Source organism: Nocardia terpenica (assembly GCF_013186535.1).
Classification (GTDB): Bacteria; Actinomycetota; Actinomycetes; order Mycobacteriales; family Mycobacteriaceae; genus Nocardia; species Nocardia terpenica.
The window spans coordinates 1,336,291-1,351,234 of record NZ_JABMCZ010000001.1 but is presented as its reverse complement, the minus strand read 5'-3'; the positions used below and the strand labels follow the sequence as shown (position 1 = coordinate 1,351,234).

27 protein-coding genes are annotated in these 14,944 nt (G+C 64.6%); 9 read left to right on the top strand and 18 right to left on the bottom strand.

Annotation, left to right across the window (positions count from 1 at the left end; genetic code table 11):
• Positions 1–22 precede the first annotated feature (22 nt).
• The 3 genes from HPY32_RS06270 to HPY32_RS06260 all read left to right on the top strand — a co-directional run bounded on the left by HPY32_RS06270 (position 23) and on the right by HPY32_RS06260 (position 1,297).
• Complete coding sequence (locus tag HPY32_RS06270; RefSeq protein WP_067592715.1) at positions 23–628, top strand: hypothetical protein; 606 nt, start codon at positions 23–25, stop codon at positions 626–628.
• 140 nt (positions 629–768) lie between these two features.
• A complete protein-coding gene (locus HPY32_RS06265; protein ID WP_216675880.1) occupies positions 769–1,065 on the top strand; it encodes a hypothetical protein in 297 nt (98 codons plus the stop codon).
• 19 nt (positions 1,066–1,084) lie between these two features.
• Positions 1,085–1,297: a hypothetical protein gene (locus HPY32_RS06260; RefSeq protein WP_156674652.1), complete on the top strand. Its 213-nt coding sequence runs from the start codon at positions 1,085–1,087 to the stop codon at positions 1,295–1,297.
• Positions 1,298–1,327: 30 nt separating this feature from the next.
• On the opposite strand, the gene HPY32_RS06255 is transcribed toward HPY32_RS06260, so the two are convergent.
• A complete protein-coding gene (locus HPY32_RS06255) occupies positions 1,328–2,068 on the bottom strand; it encodes a helix-turn-helix domain-containing protein (RefSeq protein ID WP_082871672.1) in 741 nt (246 codons plus the stop codon).
• A gap of 278 nt (positions 2,069–2,346) precedes the next feature.
• Here HPY32_RS06255 and HPY32_RS06250 point away from each other — a divergent pair, with 278 nt between their 5' ends.
• A complete protein-coding gene (locus HPY32_RS06250; protein ID WP_067592724.1) occupies positions 2,347–2,598 on the top strand; it encodes a hypothetical protein in 252 nt (83 codons plus the stop codon).
• Positions 2,599–2,801: 203 nt separating this feature from the next.
• Here HPY32_RS06250 and HPY32_RS06245 read toward each other — a convergent pair whose 3' ends face one another.
• Both HPY32_RS06245 and HPY32_RS06240 read right to left on the bottom strand, forming a co-directional pair.
• The gene (locus tag HPY32_RS06245) at positions 2,802–3,569 is read right to left on the bottom strand and encodes an exonuclease domain-containing protein (RefSeq protein WP_067592727.1); all 768 of its coding nucleotides are present in this window, start codon (positions 3,567–3,569) and stop codon (positions 2,802–2,804) included.
• Entirely contained in the window at positions 3,557–3,934 is a 378-nt protein-coding gene (locus HPY32_RS06240; protein ID WP_082871673.1) for a dATP/dGTP diphosphohydrolase domain-containing protein, read from the bottom strand. The genes HPY32_RS06245 and HPY32_RS06240 overlap by 13 nt, the downstream gene beginning before the upstream one ends.
• Positions 3,935–4,220: 286 nt before the next feature.
• On the opposite strand from HPY32_RS06240, the gene HPY32_RS06235 reads away from it, so the two are divergent.
• From HPY32_RS06235 to HPY32_RS06215, 5 genes are all read left to right on the top strand, one after another.
• Complete coding sequence (locus HPY32_RS06235; RefSeq protein ID WP_156674653.1) at positions 4,221–4,736, top strand: hypothetical protein; 516 nt, start codon at positions 4,221–4,223, stop codon at positions 4,734–4,736.
• A 29-nt stretch (positions 4,737–4,765) separates the two neighbouring features.
• Positions 4,766–5,266, top strand: coding sequence for a hypothetical protein (locus tag HPY32_RS06230; protein WP_067592735.1), 501 nt, complete (start codon positions 4,766–4,768; stop codon positions 5,264–5,266).
• Between the two features lie 20 nt (positions 5,267–5,286).
• Positions 5,287–5,880 (top strand): hypothetical protein, encoded by a 594-nt coding sequence (locus HPY32_RS06225; protein ID WP_067592738.1) that lies wholly within the window; start codon positions 5,287–5,289, stop codon positions 5,878–5,880.
• 205 nt (positions 5,881–6,085) lie between these two features.
• Complete coding sequence (locus HPY32_RS06220; protein WP_156674654.1) at positions 6,086–6,364, top strand: hypothetical protein; 279 nt, start codon at positions 6,086–6,088, stop codon at positions 6,362–6,364.
• A 2-nt stretch (positions 6,365–6,366) separates the two neighbouring features.
• Positions 6,367–6,762, top strand: a complete 396-nt coding sequence (locus tag HPY32_RS06215) for a hypothetical protein (protein ID WP_067592744.1) — start codon at positions 6,367–6,369, stop codon at positions 6,760–6,762.
• A gap of 3 nt (positions 6,763–6,765) precedes the next feature.
• Here HPY32_RS06215 and HPY32_RS06210 read toward each other — a convergent pair whose 3' ends face one another.
• The 15 genes from HPY32_RS06210 to HPY32_RS06140 form a co-directional block, all read right to left on the bottom strand.
• Positions 6,766–6,975 (bottom strand): hypothetical protein, encoded by a 210-nt coding sequence (locus tag HPY32_RS06210; RefSeq protein ID WP_067592747.1) that lies wholly within the window; start codon positions 6,973–6,975, stop codon positions 6,766–6,768.
• Complete coding sequence (locus HPY32_RS06205; RefSeq protein WP_067592750.1) at positions 6,972–7,505, bottom strand: helix-turn-helix domain-containing protein; 534 nt, start codon at positions 7,503–7,505, stop codon at positions 6,972–6,974. The genes HPY32_RS06210 and HPY32_RS06205 overlap by 4 nt, the downstream gene beginning before the upstream one ends.
• A 2-nt stretch (positions 7,506–7,507) precedes the next feature.
• Positions 7,508–7,750 (bottom strand): hypothetical protein, encoded by a 243-nt coding sequence (locus tag HPY32_RS06200; RefSeq protein ID WP_067592753.1) that lies wholly within the window; start codon positions 7,748–7,750, stop codon positions 7,508–7,510.
• Positions 7,737–8,027 (bottom strand): hypothetical protein, encoded by a 291-nt coding sequence (locus HPY32_RS06195; protein ID WP_067592756.1) that lies wholly within the window; start codon positions 8,025–8,027, stop codon positions 7,737–7,739. The genes HPY32_RS06200 and HPY32_RS06195 overlap by 14 nt, the downstream gene beginning before the upstream one ends.
• The gene (locus tag HPY32_RS06190) at positions 8,024–8,434 is read right to left on the bottom strand and encodes a RusA family crossover junction endodeoxyribonuclease (protein WP_067592759.1); all 411 of its coding nucleotides are present in this window, start codon (positions 8,432–8,434) and stop codon (positions 8,024–8,026) included. The genes HPY32_RS06195 and HPY32_RS06190 overlap by 4 nt, the downstream gene beginning before the upstream one ends.
• Positions 8,431–8,715, bottom strand: a complete 285-nt coding sequence (locus HPY32_RS06185) for a WhiB family transcriptional regulator (protein WP_082871675.1) — start codon at positions 8,713–8,715, stop codon at positions 8,431–8,433. The genes HPY32_RS06190 and HPY32_RS06185 overlap by 4 nt, the downstream gene beginning before the upstream one ends.
• A gap of 300 nt (positions 8,716–9,015) precedes the next feature.
• Positions 9,016–9,462: a single-stranded DNA-binding protein gene (locus HPY32_RS06180; protein WP_067592765.1), complete on the bottom strand. Its 447-nt coding sequence runs from the start codon at positions 9,460–9,462 to the stop codon at positions 9,016–9,018.
• 121 nt (positions 9,463–9,583) lie between these two features.
• Complete coding sequence (locus tag HPY32_RS06175; protein WP_067592768.1) at positions 9,584–10,327, bottom strand: PE-PPE domain-containing protein; 744 nt, start codon at positions 10,325–10,327, stop codon at positions 9,584–9,586.
• 239 nt (positions 10,328–10,566) lie between these two features.
• Positions 10,567–10,869, bottom strand: coding sequence for a hypothetical protein (locus HPY32_RS06170; protein ID WP_067592774.1), 303 nt, complete (start codon positions 10,867–10,869; stop codon positions 10,567–10,569).
• Entirely contained in the window at positions 10,866–11,075 is a 210-nt protein-coding gene (locus HPY32_RS06165) for a hypothetical protein (RefSeq protein WP_156674655.1), read from the bottom strand. Before HPY32_RS06165 ends, HPY32_RS06170 begins: the two co-directional genes overlap by 4 nt.
• Before the next feature lie 13 nt (positions 11,076–11,088).
• A complete protein-coding gene (locus HPY32_RS06160; protein WP_197696591.1) occupies positions 11,089–11,664 on the bottom strand; it encodes a deoxycytidylate deaminase in 576 nt (191 codons plus the stop codon).
• On the bottom strand, positions 11,631–13,133 hold the full coding sequence (locus tag HPY32_RS06155; RefSeq protein WP_067592777.1) for a DnaB-like helicase C-terminal domain-containing protein: 1,503 nt from the start codon (positions 13,131–13,133) through the stop codon (positions 11,631–11,633). The genes HPY32_RS06160 and HPY32_RS06155 overlap by 34 nt, the downstream gene beginning before the upstream one ends.
• Positions 13,130–13,549: a hypothetical protein gene (locus tag HPY32_RS06150; protein WP_067592781.1), complete on the bottom strand. Its 420-nt coding sequence runs from the start codon at positions 13,547–13,549 to the stop codon at positions 13,130–13,132. Before HPY32_RS06150 ends, HPY32_RS06155 begins: the two co-directional genes overlap by 4 nt.
• A gap of 62 nt (positions 13,550–13,611) precedes the next feature.
• Positions 13,612–14,235, bottom strand: coding sequence for an LvrA C-terminal domain-related protein (locus tag HPY32_RS06145; protein WP_067592784.1), 624 nt, complete (start codon positions 14,233–14,235; stop codon positions 13,612–13,614).
• Positions 14,232–14,873 carry a hypothetical protein gene (locus HPY32_RS06140; protein WP_067592786.1) on the bottom strand — a complete coding sequence of 214 codons (642 nt, stop codon included), beginning with the start codon at positions 14,871–14,873 and terminating at the stop codon, positions 14,232–14,234. The genes HPY32_RS06145 and HPY32_RS06140 overlap by 4 nt, the downstream gene beginning before the upstream one ends.
• Between the last annotated feature and the right edge of the window lie 71 nt (positions 14,874–14,944).

Here is a 14,944-nt window from a genome sequence, read left to right as displayed (position 1 = left end):
CTCAAGGACAGGGAGATTCACTATGCGCGAATACGACGAGCCGTTCATGCAGGAGATCGTTTACCACCTCGACGGCGACTGGCGCGCCGCCTACGACTTCGACCGGGTCAAGCTCTACTCCCTCGACAGCCAGCACCTCACGCTCGTCGACGGCGATGGGCAGCGCTTCGCCCAGGCGGTCGACCGCGGCAAGATCGTCGTCTGGGCTTCGTTCGGCGACTACTCCGGATACGCGGACCGCAAGTTCCAGAACACAATCCGGATCTCGAAAGCCAAGGGCGCGGCGAAGATTGCCGCCGAGATCCGACGACGACTGCTGCTGGGGTATTGGGAGGAGTTCGCCGCGGCGAAGGCGAAGAAGCAAGCCGCGGACGACCGGGCCGCCAATCGCGCCGCGCAGATGCAGGAGCTAGCCGATATCACCGAGGGCTGGACCTACACCAACCACAGCAACTGGCGGCGCGACGAACCCCACGACGCGATGAACTCGAAACACATCGGGGCTGAGTTCAGCTACGACGACACCTTCAAACTCTCGGTGAAGGGAGTGCCGGCCGATGTGGTTGCCGATCTCGTGTGGCTGATCCACCACCGCCTCCAGGGCCACAAGCTAGCGACGGCTGCCTGATCGCGGAGTGGTTGCGCCCCAGCAGATTCACGCTCGAGAATGGGCCGATGAAGCTGGAGTATCGGTGGGCGGTGCTGGTGTGCGCGAATCCCAGCACCGCGACCGGCGCGCATGATTCAGGATGCTCCGAGTTCCAGCGAGTGCGCGCCCTGTGGGGTCCGTACGAGGAATCGCTGTCGGCGCTGGCAACCCGTCATCCACATGCACGGGTAACCGGCGCGCTGATGCTGCATGGCGACTTCCATTTCGGTCCGGTCGATCGGTTCGAGCATGTGGCCGGCGGCGGCCTGTGCCGGTTCTGCAAAGTCGGCCGCGGCCCGATGGTGAAGTCGATCGACGGGCCGGTGTTCGCCTGCCCCAGTTGCTATGCGCTGCGGGGATATCGGCCCATGCACGAGAAGGCCGAGGTTATGGAATTCGGCGTGTTGATCGCCTGAGCGAAGGTGGAAGAAGTAGATGAAGGGTGCAGCGATGGGTTTGAGATTGGAGCCGACGGCCGAGGAAGGCACGAGTCTGGCGTGGAACTCCGGTAGGAGGGTCGCGGGCGTAGTGATCGAACTGACCGGGGGCACATGGTTGTTCATGGCCACGAATGACCACCCGTTCATCGGCACCGATCTCAAGGAAGGCTTGGCCGAGCTGGAACGCACGGACGAGGCTGGCGAGTAATCGCTGGCCTCGTTTCGTTTCTGCCCCGGGTTACGCTGCCGCGGCCTGATCCCGAACCGGCGTCAGACGGTAGGTAACCCAGGGCCGGTGCGGCAGGTGCGGCTTGTCAATCCTGACTTCGCGCTGGCTGATGCTCCAATCGAACGGGGAGGCGAGCCGCAGAATCGGCTGCTGGGCTAAGGGTTCGACCGGGTCGGTGATCCACATGTGTGCCCAACGCGGGTGGGATTCGCAGCGCTGGGTGATGTCTGCGATTCGCGTGGGCGACATGGCCAGCGGCCCCATCATGCGCAGTCCGTAGGTGAAGGTGTGGGCGATTCGCTCCCAATCCAGCAGCACGACCTTCGCGTAGGGCTCGGTGAAGAGCCATTCGACCATACTCGCCTTGGCCTGCAACCCGGGGAAGGTGTTGTCCCAGTGCTGGTTTGTGCCGAAGACATAGCCTTCGGGCAGCGCGAGGTAAGCGGCCGGATAGGGCAGGTCCGCAAGGTCGGCCATGTCGGCGGCGGTCGGCACACCCCCGGCTGGCCCAAGGATGCGGTCCAGCATCCCGGGGAAGAGAGCGGCGATGATGCGCTCGCGGTAGATGTATGGGATCAGCAATGCGTCGAAGAGGGTGCCGAGGGATTCAAGGCCGGGGACGAGCTTGCCGGCCTCGATCTTCTCGATTGCCGATTTCGACAGTCCTGCCAGTTCTGCGAGCTGGGCCTGCGTGTACCTCAAGGTTTCGCGTCTCGACCGAACGAACTGCGGGAGCGTCGTCCTGGGCATGGGGGTGCACCTCGTTGTGTTATGCCGTGGGTCCGCACCGGCTGTGCGGCGATGTCTTCACTCCAGGCGCGGCTGCGAGTGGTTGCCATTTCTACCATCGCGACTGGTCGATTGACCAACCAGCGTTGGGGGCTGTGCGCAACCACACGTTTAGCGCATTGTCGCAGGTTGAGCGATCAAATATGACTCAAGCAACCCGTGGGCAACTAGTCGGCGCGGGTCACGCAGCCTCGTGCAGCCGCAGGGACCAATCGGAGTCACCGAAAGATAGGAGATGCATGGGAGCAGGAATTCGGGCGGCGATCTCGCGGCGTCAGCAGCGGGAGATCGACCTCATCCACGAAGCGGGCCGCAAGCACGCACGAAAGGAGCTGGACGAGCGAATCGACGAGGCCGTGAAGAAGGCGCGGAAGGCTATCAGCCGGGGAGATCATCGCGCTGCTCAGCGTTACGCCGATCAAGCGAACGCCGACATCTTCGTTCGCGATATGGAAGGGGCTGGGGACGTGGACCTGCTGGGAAGGCCGTAGATACCAGCATCCCCGAGCGCACGAAAAGGACCAGGCGTGCGCCCGGGGAAGCGGGCCCCGGCTCGGCGCGGTTTCCGCGAGGCTCGAGACGGGTGGCGGGACTTCAGATCGTCACCGGCCATATTCAGTTGTTATTCAGTTGTCCCCGCCACCGGCAGGGTGAGCGACGCTCGCATCTGAGGTTACTGCCCGTTTGCGACTTGTCACGAGGTTTGAACACCCTGCCGCAGCGGCCAGCCGCTATCGGGGTTGGCGGCCCGTCGTTCCAGCTCAGCAGCCCGTTGAGCAAGTTCTTCGATGCGGGCGCGCAGGTTCGCGGCTTTGGTGATCGCCCAGTTGCGGTAGCTGTCGGAGTTGTGCCGATGCCACAGGGCTTGGGCGTCCATCAGCTGCGGCACGGTGAGCGCTCCGACCTCGGGGTAGGTGCGGGCCAGAACCCAGGCAAGGCGCATGGCGGCCATGCTGTCGTCGTCGGCGTTGTGCGCGTTCTCCAGGGCCACGCCGTAGTGTGCGGCCACCATGCGGAGGGTGCGCTTCTCGCGGCGGTCCGGATCCCAGTACTTGTCAATCACGTACGGATCTACGACCGGTCCCGGCCGCCACACCCGCGCGCCTGTACGGGCGGACTCGGCAGCCATGACGGTGCAGTCGTAGGCGCCGTTGTAGATCGCGACCACCGCGCCTTGGTCCCACAGCCAGTTCAGGGCGTTGGTGATTTCAGCGAGGCCGGCCGTGTAGTCCATGCCCTCGGCGCGGGCCTGCTCGGTGGAGATACCGTGCACTTCGGTTGCGCCCTGCGGAATCTCGCAGCCTGGATCCAGCAGCCAAGTCCGCTTGCTCAGCTTTCCTTCGTGGAAGTACGCCAGGCATGCGGTCACGATCCGCGCGGTTTCCGGTTCTGGGCCGGTGGTTTCGAGATCGAATCCGCCAAGGATTCGCTGGGTCCATGGGCCGTCGGTCAGAACGGGCACTCGATTTCCTCCCCCTTCGCCGGCCGTGTGGTGGGCCGATCATCGAAGCTGCGGTGCAGAACCATGAAGGCGGCCAACGTGATTCCATGCCACACCGCGCACATGATGTGTTTGGCACCGGTCTCTTCGTCGATGTCTTCGCCGTCCCAGAACGCCCAGGCGTGACGCATCATCGCGTCGAACGAGAGCGACCAGTCATACCCCTTGCGCCAGTTGTCATCTGAGTACTTGGCCGCGCCGCGGCCATAGAGTTCGGCGAGCTCGCGGAGCGGGCCGGCGGGGATGAGTCCGAAGCGTGCAAGCTTGCGGCCCTTCTGCCCGCCGGTGCGGCTGGTGACTCGCTCTTCGATCGGTGCCGAGTTCACCGACTCAGCCCCTCGGCTACCAGCTGAACCGCCCATACCAGGGCGAGCATGACCGTGAATCCCTCAGAGCAGCGCGACCACCGCCACAGTCGGTCAGCCCATTTCAGGGACGCCGCCAGGTAGGCGATCTCCAACAAGCAGGTGATCACCAGCGCAATCGCGATCACTAACCACATGCGGCCGAGCCCTCACTTTCCATCCGGTCGACGGGACGAGACCGCCCCGATACCGTTCCATATCCCATACACCATAGTGTGCATGGGACGTATGACAGAAAGAGGACACTATGCACTACGACGTCACAACGAGCAGCTGGGACGGATATAACCCGGACTCTGCCTGGTGCGAGCTGGAGCATCTAGCATTCCAAATGGAGGAGCTGTCGAACGCATACGGTGCCCTTATAGACCGTGGGGAGGAGACCTACAAGGACGAGGAGCGCTTCTCCGATCGCATGCAGGAACTTCGGGAGCAACGCGACCTCGCCGAAGCCAAGCTCACCGTGTGGCTGCTTGGCGGAGGCCGGCGGCCCAAACGGATGCCCGTGCCGGAGATCGTTGCCAAGCCAAACTCGGCCCGCACCGGAGGACAGCTCCTCGACCCTGATGCCCAGTGGGCCGACATCGTGCGCCTCGAGGCCACCGTCGAAGCCCTCAACGCCGCGGACGCGGACGGCGACGACTCCGAAAGCATCCGATCGTGCGAAGAACTCGGCGACCGGATCCGCGATCTGAAAGCCAATCTCCTCGACCAGCTCGCAATCGGCATCCAACCGCCGGCCGCGTGGTCCGCCCCTGCGTGACAACCCATCCCCAACCGAACGGAGTCCTCATGCCCCTGATCCTCAAGCTCGACGAATCGACCGCGGCCGAAGCCTTCACGTCATACGAATGGTCCGAGGACTGGGTCATCCGCGGCGGCACCGACCAGATCGACGGCTGGTGCTGGCACAACTCCTGGTGCGAGATCATCGGCGACATCGTCGACGCCATCAACCGCGGCCTCCACGACAACGGCCTTCTTATCTACCCCGAACTCCTCACCGCTGACAGCACCGTTCCTGCAATCAAAGATGTTGTCGCCCAGGGCATCACCTTGGCCTACGAGTTGCTAGCCGACCGCATGGGCCACATCGAGGGCATCAGCCTTCGCCTCAAGTCGATCGAGGGCGTCGTCATCGTCACCGTCGAGTGCTCCAGCCGCGACGACATTCCCTTCCTCGACGAAGCCTGGTCTACCACCGCAGACCGGACCTACCCCTCGGTCCTGCGCGGGGTTCTCCAAATGCTCGCCGACGAATTCAAATGCCTCGCCGCGGTTTTCGGCCTCTGACATCCACACAGGAGACAGCCATGTTCGTACCCACCTCTATCCTCGAATCCCTTGACGCCCTACTCGAATACAACTGGGACGACGAGCAACGCGACTACGCTGAGAACGGTTTCGAGCCAGGCCACCTGTTCGAGCACATGGGCCGACTTGCATTCTGGCGCAAGAAAATGTCCAGCCCCGACCCCACTCTCGAGCTGCGTGTCGATGAGAAGCTGTTCGCCGCTGCCGCAGCTCGGACAGAGGTGCCGGTCGACGGCGATTGGGCGGCGGGTTGGACTGACGCACTGTTCAGCCTCATCCGAGCCACCGCCGAAGTCGAGGAATCCCCCGGCGGTGTCATGTTCAGCGTGACCGGCCTCGCCGAACGCGCGGATGTCACCTATGACACCGACTACGACGAGTGCGGCGAGATCCGCGGCATCGAGTTGTTCGTGGAGTCCTGCAACTCCGAAACCCGGCTGGCTCGTGTCTATTACGACAGCTTCGACCGCATCAACGAACCGCGCTACCTGCCGTGGCGGCGCGACATTGCGACCGGTGAGCAACTACTGCTGGCGGTGATCAGCGACCTCAACCATGCCCTACGCGAGGTCCGCAACACGTTCGTCCGCTGACCGAAGGATGCCGCGTCCCTCTGGCCAATCGCGAAAGGGGGAACTGGCGGGCCAGGCTACGGCCAGCGAGATGACCATGGTCGATTCGCTACTCAAGGCCGTGTTCGGGTTCTAAGGCTGAAAGACTGACCACAGGCAGACGACGGAACCCCGGTCATATTGGCCGAGGTTCCGTCGTTCACGAACACGCAGGGCAGGGGCACACATGCCAGATGAACTGGACAAAGCCAGGGCGGAAGTACGAACCGAATTGACCCTCGCGGCCATGGACCAGCTGAACCTGCCCTTGGCCGAGGCCGCGGACGCCATTCAGCATGTGCGGTGGCGCGACGTCGATCTAGACAAAGGAACTGTTCTTCTCCCGCGGCGGCTTCCCGACCTTCACCCCGAAATCATCGCGGCGCTTCAGCGCCAAGCGGCCGAGATGTCAGACCGCGATGGCATGCTCTTCGACAATCGGGCCAACCGCGACGACAAGGACTGAACTTGACCGACAATCCGCTGTACGACGAGCCCGTCTTCACCCAACGGGACATGTTCGCGATCGCCTCAGCCTTCGCGAAGATCCCAGACACCGGCTTGCTGTTTCCCGATAAGGCGTCAATCCAGCGCGTACCGTCGCCGGCCGACATTGTCGGCTGGCTCGACCGGCTCGCGGCGCTGCGCCGCCAGCAGATACTCGACGACCGCACCCAGAAGGTCTACGTCATGTCCGTCGAATACGGAGAAGGCGAGAGCTACGAGGGTTACACCTCAGTGCACCGGACGGATGCCGGTGCGAAGACACGCCTTCACCAGAGGGTCGACCAGATGGGCGTGGGCGAACTCTTCAACCTCGGCGAGCTCGAATACTCGATTTCCGTCCTAGACCTCGAAGACTGAGGACTAAGGGTGCACGTGCACCAGCTCGCCGCCTGCGAGCACCGCGAGTTCGGTGGGGTTGCGGAGTTCGATGTGTACGTAGCAGTTTTCGTCGCTGCCGCGGCGGGTGACGCGCGCGATAGTGCCGGTGCGTAGCCGAGATTTCTTGCGCCAGGACAGGATCATGCCAGCGTGTTCGCTGGTCAGCTGCCACGCGGTTAGTTCGGTTTTCATGCTGCCGCCTTCTGGGCCTTGATCGCGCGGGCGTAGGACATGCGCATGGTGTGCACGATGTGCTGGGTGTCCGCGCCGGCCGCGGCGAGCAGCTCGGCGTAGCGGTCCTTCTGCCCGAACGGCACCGGAACCTTCTCGCCTCGTTCGAGTTTGGCGAGCAGCTCGGTGTCGACGGGCCGCGCGGTTGGTGCTTCCACGGGAATCGACAGGAGCTTTTCGGCCACCTCGGCGGATGGCCTCGCAGTGGCGCCATTAATGATCCGGCTGATTGTTGCCGTGGACACCCCGGATGCTTTGCAAATGCTGGCCTGGGTGTGCCCGGCGCGCATCAGCGCCGTGAGGTGGGCGCGGACGTCACCGACGGCTGACTGCCCGGCTTCGGACAACAGGTAGTCGATCGCTCGGAACACGTGGGGCAGAAGCTCTTCGGCTGCGGTGGAGAACTCTGGAAGGTCGGTGCCGTACGGGATGTGCGCGTTGGCGCGTTCAGCAGCGGCCTGGAGCGCGATGATGTTGGGCAGGCCGTACATGGTCACTCGTTGGCGAAGTTGTCTTCGACGACCTCGGCTAGGTGCTGGGTCAGGCCGATCGCGGTGTGATACGGCATGCCCTCGGACATGGCAAGGAAGTAGCCGGTCCCGGAGCGTGCGGGGTCGTGCGCGGCGGAGAACATGATGAAGTCCGTGGCGAGCGCGCCGCCGGACGTGGCGGCAACCCAGCGGCGGATGGCGTCGCCGAGTTCCTCTTCCGGAGTACGGTTTTCACGATTCGACATGAGCGTTCTCCTGGCAGTCGTGGTGCAGAGCAAGTTCGATGTAGTCCGCGCCGATAAGTGGTTCGGCGAGACCTTCCAGCAGCAGTTCGCCGCATTCGCTGCACGAATAGGCGTAGCCATGCTGGGTGAGTTCCGGCTGCGGCATTGGCGTGGAATCGCTGTCGTCCTCGGACGTTTCGCCGCCGCCGTCGGATTCGGTGGTGCATTCCTGGCGGGTCACCGAGGCGACAGGGATGCCGAGGATCCGGTACACGGTGCGGGTGAGGGTGAGGATCATGTTCTGACCAGACTGGATTCGTGGGGGCCAATGAGGACGAGCGTGTGCGGGTTTTCGCGGTCGAGTTCGATCACGCCCCGCAGCGAGGTGCACTGGGAGTCGTCGCGCCACAGGACCCCGTTGGCGGAATCCATGACGTGTTTGATCAGGTTGTCCACGTCCACGCGGCGGCGGGTGCGCCGATAGAACACACACGTCAGCGCGACGTTTCCGGCCAGGGGTTGCGAAACCTGCTGCGCGAGAAGCAGAGCGGTGCGCGCTTCGGCATCGCGGTCGGCATCTGCGGTGTAGGCGCGACCTCGGCTGAACCGCGGTCGGCCTTTGGGGTGCGGGTCGCCGGGAAGGATGATTACGTGGCGGGTCGCGGCAGGGTTGACGGCCTCATCGAAGGCGATGCCCAGGCTCATGCGGCCTGGCCTGCGATAGCGCGCAGCCGATCGAGTGCGCGGTGGTAGTAGATGGTGGTCGGCGATTCTGGAACGGGGACGCCGGCCCACACGAGTCCGCCGATACTGTCGGCGAATTTGAGTGCGTAGCTCGCACATTCGGCACGGACGGGGCATCCACCGCAGGCGCGTTGCGCCTGTTCGGCCTGGCCGCCTCCGCGGTTGTCGGAGTCGTAGACGCTGTAGTCGGTGGTGTCGCGGCATTGCGCGCGGACCATCCAGTCCCGGTCGTGAGAAGCCATATGGAGTTGTGCTCGCTTTTATCGGAGGTCGAGGGCTCCGGTGTCGAGGGCTTGGCGCAGGCGAACGATCGCGGCCTGGGTGTTCCCGTCGACGGCTATTGCCTGATCGAGAATCATGGCCAGATCCGTTCTCCAGCAGCCGTTTTCACCCCTGGGACGGTGGGGTGGGCTCGCCGCAGTTGCGCCTCTCTCATAGAGGTTGAAGGTCATGGGCGCACTTTCAATTCCGAACTCCCGAGGCATGAAAGGACAAACGAACTCGGGCGGTGATGTTGACGGCTCGCTACTTGGCGAGGTGGATCAGAAGGGCGGGGCTGTGTCGGTGCCGCCGGAGGGGTTGGCCCAGGTGTCCTGCTTGCCGCTTGTGCCGGTGCCGGGCTGAGTCTTGGTGACCTGCGCGCGCTGGTTCTTGGCCAGGTCGGGCCCGATCGAGGACACTTCCAGCTCTACAACGGTGCGCTTGTCGCCCTCTTTGGTGTCGTAGGACCGCTGCTTGAGGACGCCGTGCGCGACGACGGCGTACCCGCGCTGGAGGCTCTCGGCGACATTCTCCGCGGCGTCGCGCCAGATGTAGCAGCGCATGAAAAGCGCCTCGCCGTCCTTCCATTCGTTCGCGTTCCGGTCGAACACGCGCGGGTTGGACGCGATGGTGAAGTTTGCGACCGCCGCGCCGGCTGGCGTGAACCGCAGTTCGGGGTCGGCTGTCAGGCGCCCGACGACAGTGATTTGCGTATCTCCAGCTGCCACGGCGGCGGCTCCTCTCAGGTCTATACGAGCGCCACGTTACCCCATATCCCAAGTTCCATGGGATATGGGGTGTATATCAATGTTGGCCTTTACCAGCATATTTGAGATTTCATTGCGTTCCTCAGTTGCTTCTTTGGGACGCTTGCACCTCGGCGTATCGGTTCACCTGCTCGGCCAGGCGTTCGCAGTGACCTTCGGCGATGTAGGCCCCGGTGTGGCGGCCTTCGAACAGATAGGCATTGGCTTGGCCGATGACATCGGCTGTTTCGCGCCAGTTCCCCGGAGACCACCACCGCTGATAGCGCTGCTGGGCCGCGGTGTCGATGATCGACTGACCCCACCGCGCGCAGCTCTCGACGCTGCTCATGCCCCAGTAGCCGGTGAAGTCCGCCAGGGAACGCAGCGCCGAACCCTCCGGCAGCGCGGTGATCGGATCGCGGTCGGCCACGGCCCACCAGGCTGGCATGTTCGAAATCGGGCGCTGCCCAGCGATTCCATAGCCATTGATCCCTACCGAACCCCAGCCGGGCGGCCTCAGCGGATCCGCGATCAGGGCTACGCCGACCACCTCAAGGCCGCTGAACGGTTCGCGCCTGATGGTGGCCGCGACGTCGCCCGCGATCCCCGCTCCTTGCGAATACCCTGCCAGCAGGACCGGATTCGGTGCTGCATGGATCGCGTTTACCAGCGCCTGGCGTCCTTGCTCGACGCTGTAGGTGTAGGGCAGGTCCAATCCGCCGTAGGTAGCCGGGTACGGCACGTACTGGTAGTTGAACAGTTCCGGGTCGAGCCGCTGGGCGAACGCTTCGGTGACCGGGTCGCCACCCGGGTTCCAGGTGCCGCCCATGATCAGCACGTCGATCACAGCTGAATCTCCTTATCTCAGTTCGTATTCCGATTGGGTCGCTGTTCCGCTCCAGCGGGCACGCAGTTCGTGAGATGCCACGACGGTGAGCAACACGGCCGCGCTCAGCGTTGGCTGCGGCCACAGCGGCTCGAAGCGCTCGTTCCAGAACCGGATCCGGACGCGCCGCTGGTCGCGTTTTCGTGCCCGGTACTTCATGCGCGGGTAGAACTCTGGCCACCGCGGCTTCTGCCCTTGGCTCACGCAGCGTCGCTTTCCAGAAAACGCACCGGAACGGTAGGCAGTTGCAGGGCGACCGCTGCCGCCACTGCGTGGTTGCCGCCGAGCATGCTTGGGCGACTATCCGCATCCGGACCAGCTGGCCTCCGGATCCAGATAGGCTCGCGGATCCCGCTCTTGGCGACACTTTGAACCATCGCGAGCGTTTTGTGCCGATCGTGGGTCCACAACCAGCGCAGCTCGTAATCCCAGGCATGCGCGGCGCCAGCGTCGACATCGTTGAGGACGTAGCTCAGGGGAAGTTCGCGGATGTCCTCGCTCATGCCACGACTCCGCGAGAGTGGGTGTCAAAGCGCGAGGCGCGGAACACGACTTCCACGCTCGTCGGCTGATCCGAGAACTCGGAAATGGTGCGGATCTCGACGTTGCTGACGTTGAAAACGTGCGTCGCATGCTGCTCGGAAATGATCAGGGCGTGCTCGTTCCCGGTCACGTCGAATTGGGCTCTGGGTGTTGAGGTGAGGGCCACCTGGCACTTCCTTTCAGGGGTGAACGATGCGAACGATCCCGGCGGCTTCGATGAGCTTCAGGCAGCCGGGGCAGGGTTCGCGGGTGATGTAGAGAGTGGCGCCGAGCAGGTCGAAGCGGTTCGCATCGAGCAGGGCGTTGGCTTCGGCGTGGACCGCGTGGCAAGTGCCGGGGCCGGTGTCGTACGAACTGCCTGGGGCGCAGCCTGATTCGCGGCGTGGGCAGGATTCACAGCCGGGTTTGCCCGGCGGGCTTTCGTTGTAGCCAGCCCCGCGCAGCCGGTTGTCGGTGGCTACGACCGCGCCGACTTTGGCGCGCACACAGGTGGATCGGATGGCGACGGTGCGGGCGATCTCAAGGAAGTAGGTGTCCCAGTCCGGGCGGCCTTCGAAGGTCTCTGGCGCGCCCCAGTCGAAGGTTTCGAGGATCGCCTCCAGGTCGACGACGATGGGGTCGGTGAGGCCGAGCATCTGCTGTATGCCCAGAGTGGTGACCTCGAGTGCCGCGTTGACGCGGTGTCGTAGGGCGGTGGGCTTCTTTTCGATGAGCAAGATGCTCAGACTCCGATCTTGGCGTAGTTCGGTCGCCACGGGAGCGTGACGACGACTCCTGTTGGGCCGGTGCGGTTTTTGCCGATGATGATTTCGATCTCGCCGGTGGGGTGGCCGTCCATCAGCGGGTGGTGCAGCAGAAACGCTGCGTCGCAGTCCTGTTCGATGTCGCCGGTTTCGCGCAGGTCCGACAGGACCGGCGGCCGGGAGGACTGTTCGGGGCCGCGGTTGAGCTGGGAGGCGATGAACACGGCGATGTCGAGTTCCTTGGCCATCTTCACGGCCTCTTTCATGACGTGGCCCAACGCTTCTCGGCGTTCGCGTTTGCCTTTGGAGGCGGTGACCAGGCCGATGTAGTCGATGAGCACGGCGTCCAGGCCGACGGATTGCTTCATCTGCCGCGCGATGGCGCGCATGTCCTCGATCGTGAGCGTGGAGCGATCCATCAGGTAGAGCTGGGTTTCTTCGACCCGGCCGCCGTCGCGGTACAGCTCGAGCTTGCGTAGGTCCCACTGATCGAGCTGGCGGCGGGTGATGCGGCCGTAGTTGGCTTCCGCGCCGGCCGACATCACGCGCGACACCATCTCCAGCATGGGCATTTCCATGGAGAAGAACAGCGACGGGAACCCGCTCTCACCGAGGTGCTGTCCGATGTTGAGCAGGCCGATGGTCTTTCCGCCGCCAGGACGGCCAGCGATGACGTAGCACCGCTTGGGGTGGAATCCGCCCGCGATGTTGTCGTTGAGTGCAGCCCATGGGGACGGGAAGATTCGGATCTCCGAAGGTGGAGCCTGCTGCCAGTCCCACCAATCCGCCGCAGCGTCAGACAGTTTGGTGACGCCTTCGGGCATCGGCGCGGTGGCGGCGACGAACTCGTCCAAGCCGTGGCCGGCCATGATGTGGTCGGAAGAGTCCTTGCCTGCGGCCGGGCACACCAGCTGTACGTCGGCGTGGCCGTCGAGCAACTCCAGGGCCTGGCGCGCGTGCTTCTCGCCGACCGGGTCCATATCGCGCACCACGATCACGGTCTTGCCGTAGAGCGGGGTGAGGTCGAACAGGTGCAGCTTGCCCGCGCCGCCGGCGTTGCAGGTCGCCACGCCGCCGAGAGATTCGATGGCCAGGACGTCCTTCTCGCCCTCGACGAGGTAGATCACGGTGGCGGATGCGAGGCGGCTCGCTCGAAACAGGCTGCTGCCCTGCGTGTTTCCGGACTGGATGAACCGCTTAGTGGGCGACCGGTGGACCACGCGGCCGTCGTCGTATCGGTACTCCGAGCCTTTCGGGTTGTCGAACAGGTCCGCCAGCGTCAGGCCCAGCTGGTCGAGCACCGTATCGGTGTCGTCGCTGTGGCTGTTAATGAGAACCTGGCCCTCGATGCCGCGGATGGACACCGACCGATCTGCCGGCGAATGGCCGGGAGCTTGGGCGTTGGCCGTGTTGCCGCCACGCTCGATGACGACCAGGCCCTGGTCGCGGAAGGCGTCCAGGACGCGTTCGTAGGCGATCATGCGCCCAGCTCCAGCTGCTCACCATGAGCAAGGGCGCGGCGTTCCAGCTCGTTGCGGTTCTTGCCGATCCACGCCCGGAACTCCGCGCGGTGGTACTCGCGCAGCGCGATCGGGTCATGGCGGTCGATCGCGGGCGGAGGCGGGAACGGCGGGTTCCAGTGCATGCCGGTCAAGCGCTGGATCGCATCGGAGTACGGATGCTCGGACCAGCGGTCGATGAACGCGGCGATGCGCTCGGGGCTGCTGGTGATGGGCATCTTGGTGACCCGGTCGATGATGTCGCCGGGCTTGATCGGGAAACGTTGGGGCTGGCGGTAATAGCTCTTCACCGCGGCCAGGGCCTCGCTGGGGCCGATGTCGTCGTCAGCGAAAAGGTCGGCCCACGCGCGTAGCCGAACCGCGTCGGCGGGCGGCATCTGCGGATCGAGCGCTTCCGCAGCCGCGTATGCGGTTGTGGCAGCTTCGACATGGCGGGGGTTCACGGTAGGGCTCGCATTTCTGGTCTGGAGGTGGTGCGGGCGATATCGGCGGCGAGTTGGCGGCCCAGCTCGACGGTCGTGTTGATTCGGGAGCTGGCGTCGAACCGGGTGCGGGCGGGGTCGGCAGGCAGCGGTGCGTCGGCCCACCGTTCGCCGTTGAGCCACGTGGCGGGGTAGGGGGTGTAGCGGTCTTCGCGGTTGGGGTCGCTGGCGAAGGCTTGGGTCGCAGCCATCAGCTCGTCGAAGCCGATCAGGTTCAGCGCCTTGCTGAATGCTCTCTGCGCGTCACGTTTGGCTTGCTTGCGCGGCCATACTGCCCACCACTCGTCGAATCGAGTGTCGGCTTTGGCCAAGGTCTTTGTGCGCGCCGATGCGCGGCGGGCACGGCCACCACCGGGGCAGATCACTCCCGCTGGCGCGGTGCTGGTTTCGATCAGGCCGGCGCGCTCCAGCATGGTGTGGGTGGCGCCAGCGGTGAAGGCGAACCACACGCTCGAGGGCACGAGAAAGGTGTCGTAACGGGCGCAGTACATCCAGCCGCGCAAGAGCGAATACTGTTCGCCCACAGTGAGGTTGGCGTAGCGGGGGCCATCGGGGAAGTCGTCGGGAATTGTGAGATTCACGCGGCGCTCCGAAGACGGGAGCGGCGAGTGGAGGCGATGACGACCGGGCGGAAGCGGGTGCCGTTTTCTGTCTCTGCCTTGATGGCGTCGACGATGTCCTGGCGGCGGGCGAGGCTTGAGGGGAAGGGCCGGGCGTTGCGGACGTCGATATCCTCCTCGTCCCATTCCCAGGACAGGTTCCAGCGGCGGGCGGCGGCGTAACTCCGGGCGCTGGCGCTCTTGCCTGGGGTCATCTGCATGACGGCGAAGGCGCGTTCAAGCCGGTGCGCGATGTCGGTTGGTACGTGGGCAAGTTCGGCGTCGAGGATGGCCCACAGGGTGCGCAGCGATACCTGCGCCCGCATCGCGATGTGGGCGCTGGTGTGGCCGTCGGCGACAAGAGCGCGGGCGCGGCGGCGGCTTCCGACGGCGTCGACGTGGCCCGCAGGGACTCCGTGGCTTTCGTCTTCGGCACGGACTCGCATGATGGCTTCGTGGGTGTCGCGGGTGACGTTGACGACGTAGCCGTGGAGGATGTGCACGACAGTGATGCGGGAGACCTCGGCGCAGCGGGCGATGCGGGATTGGTTGCTGCCGCCTTCGATCAGGGATTTGATGTGGTCGCGGGCGGTTTCGGCGGGGAGGAGATCGGTGTTCATGGATCCGTTTCAGGGCGTGGCGAACCAGAGGATCGGCGGCCCTCGGGACTTGGGCTGCCGATCCCCTGTCG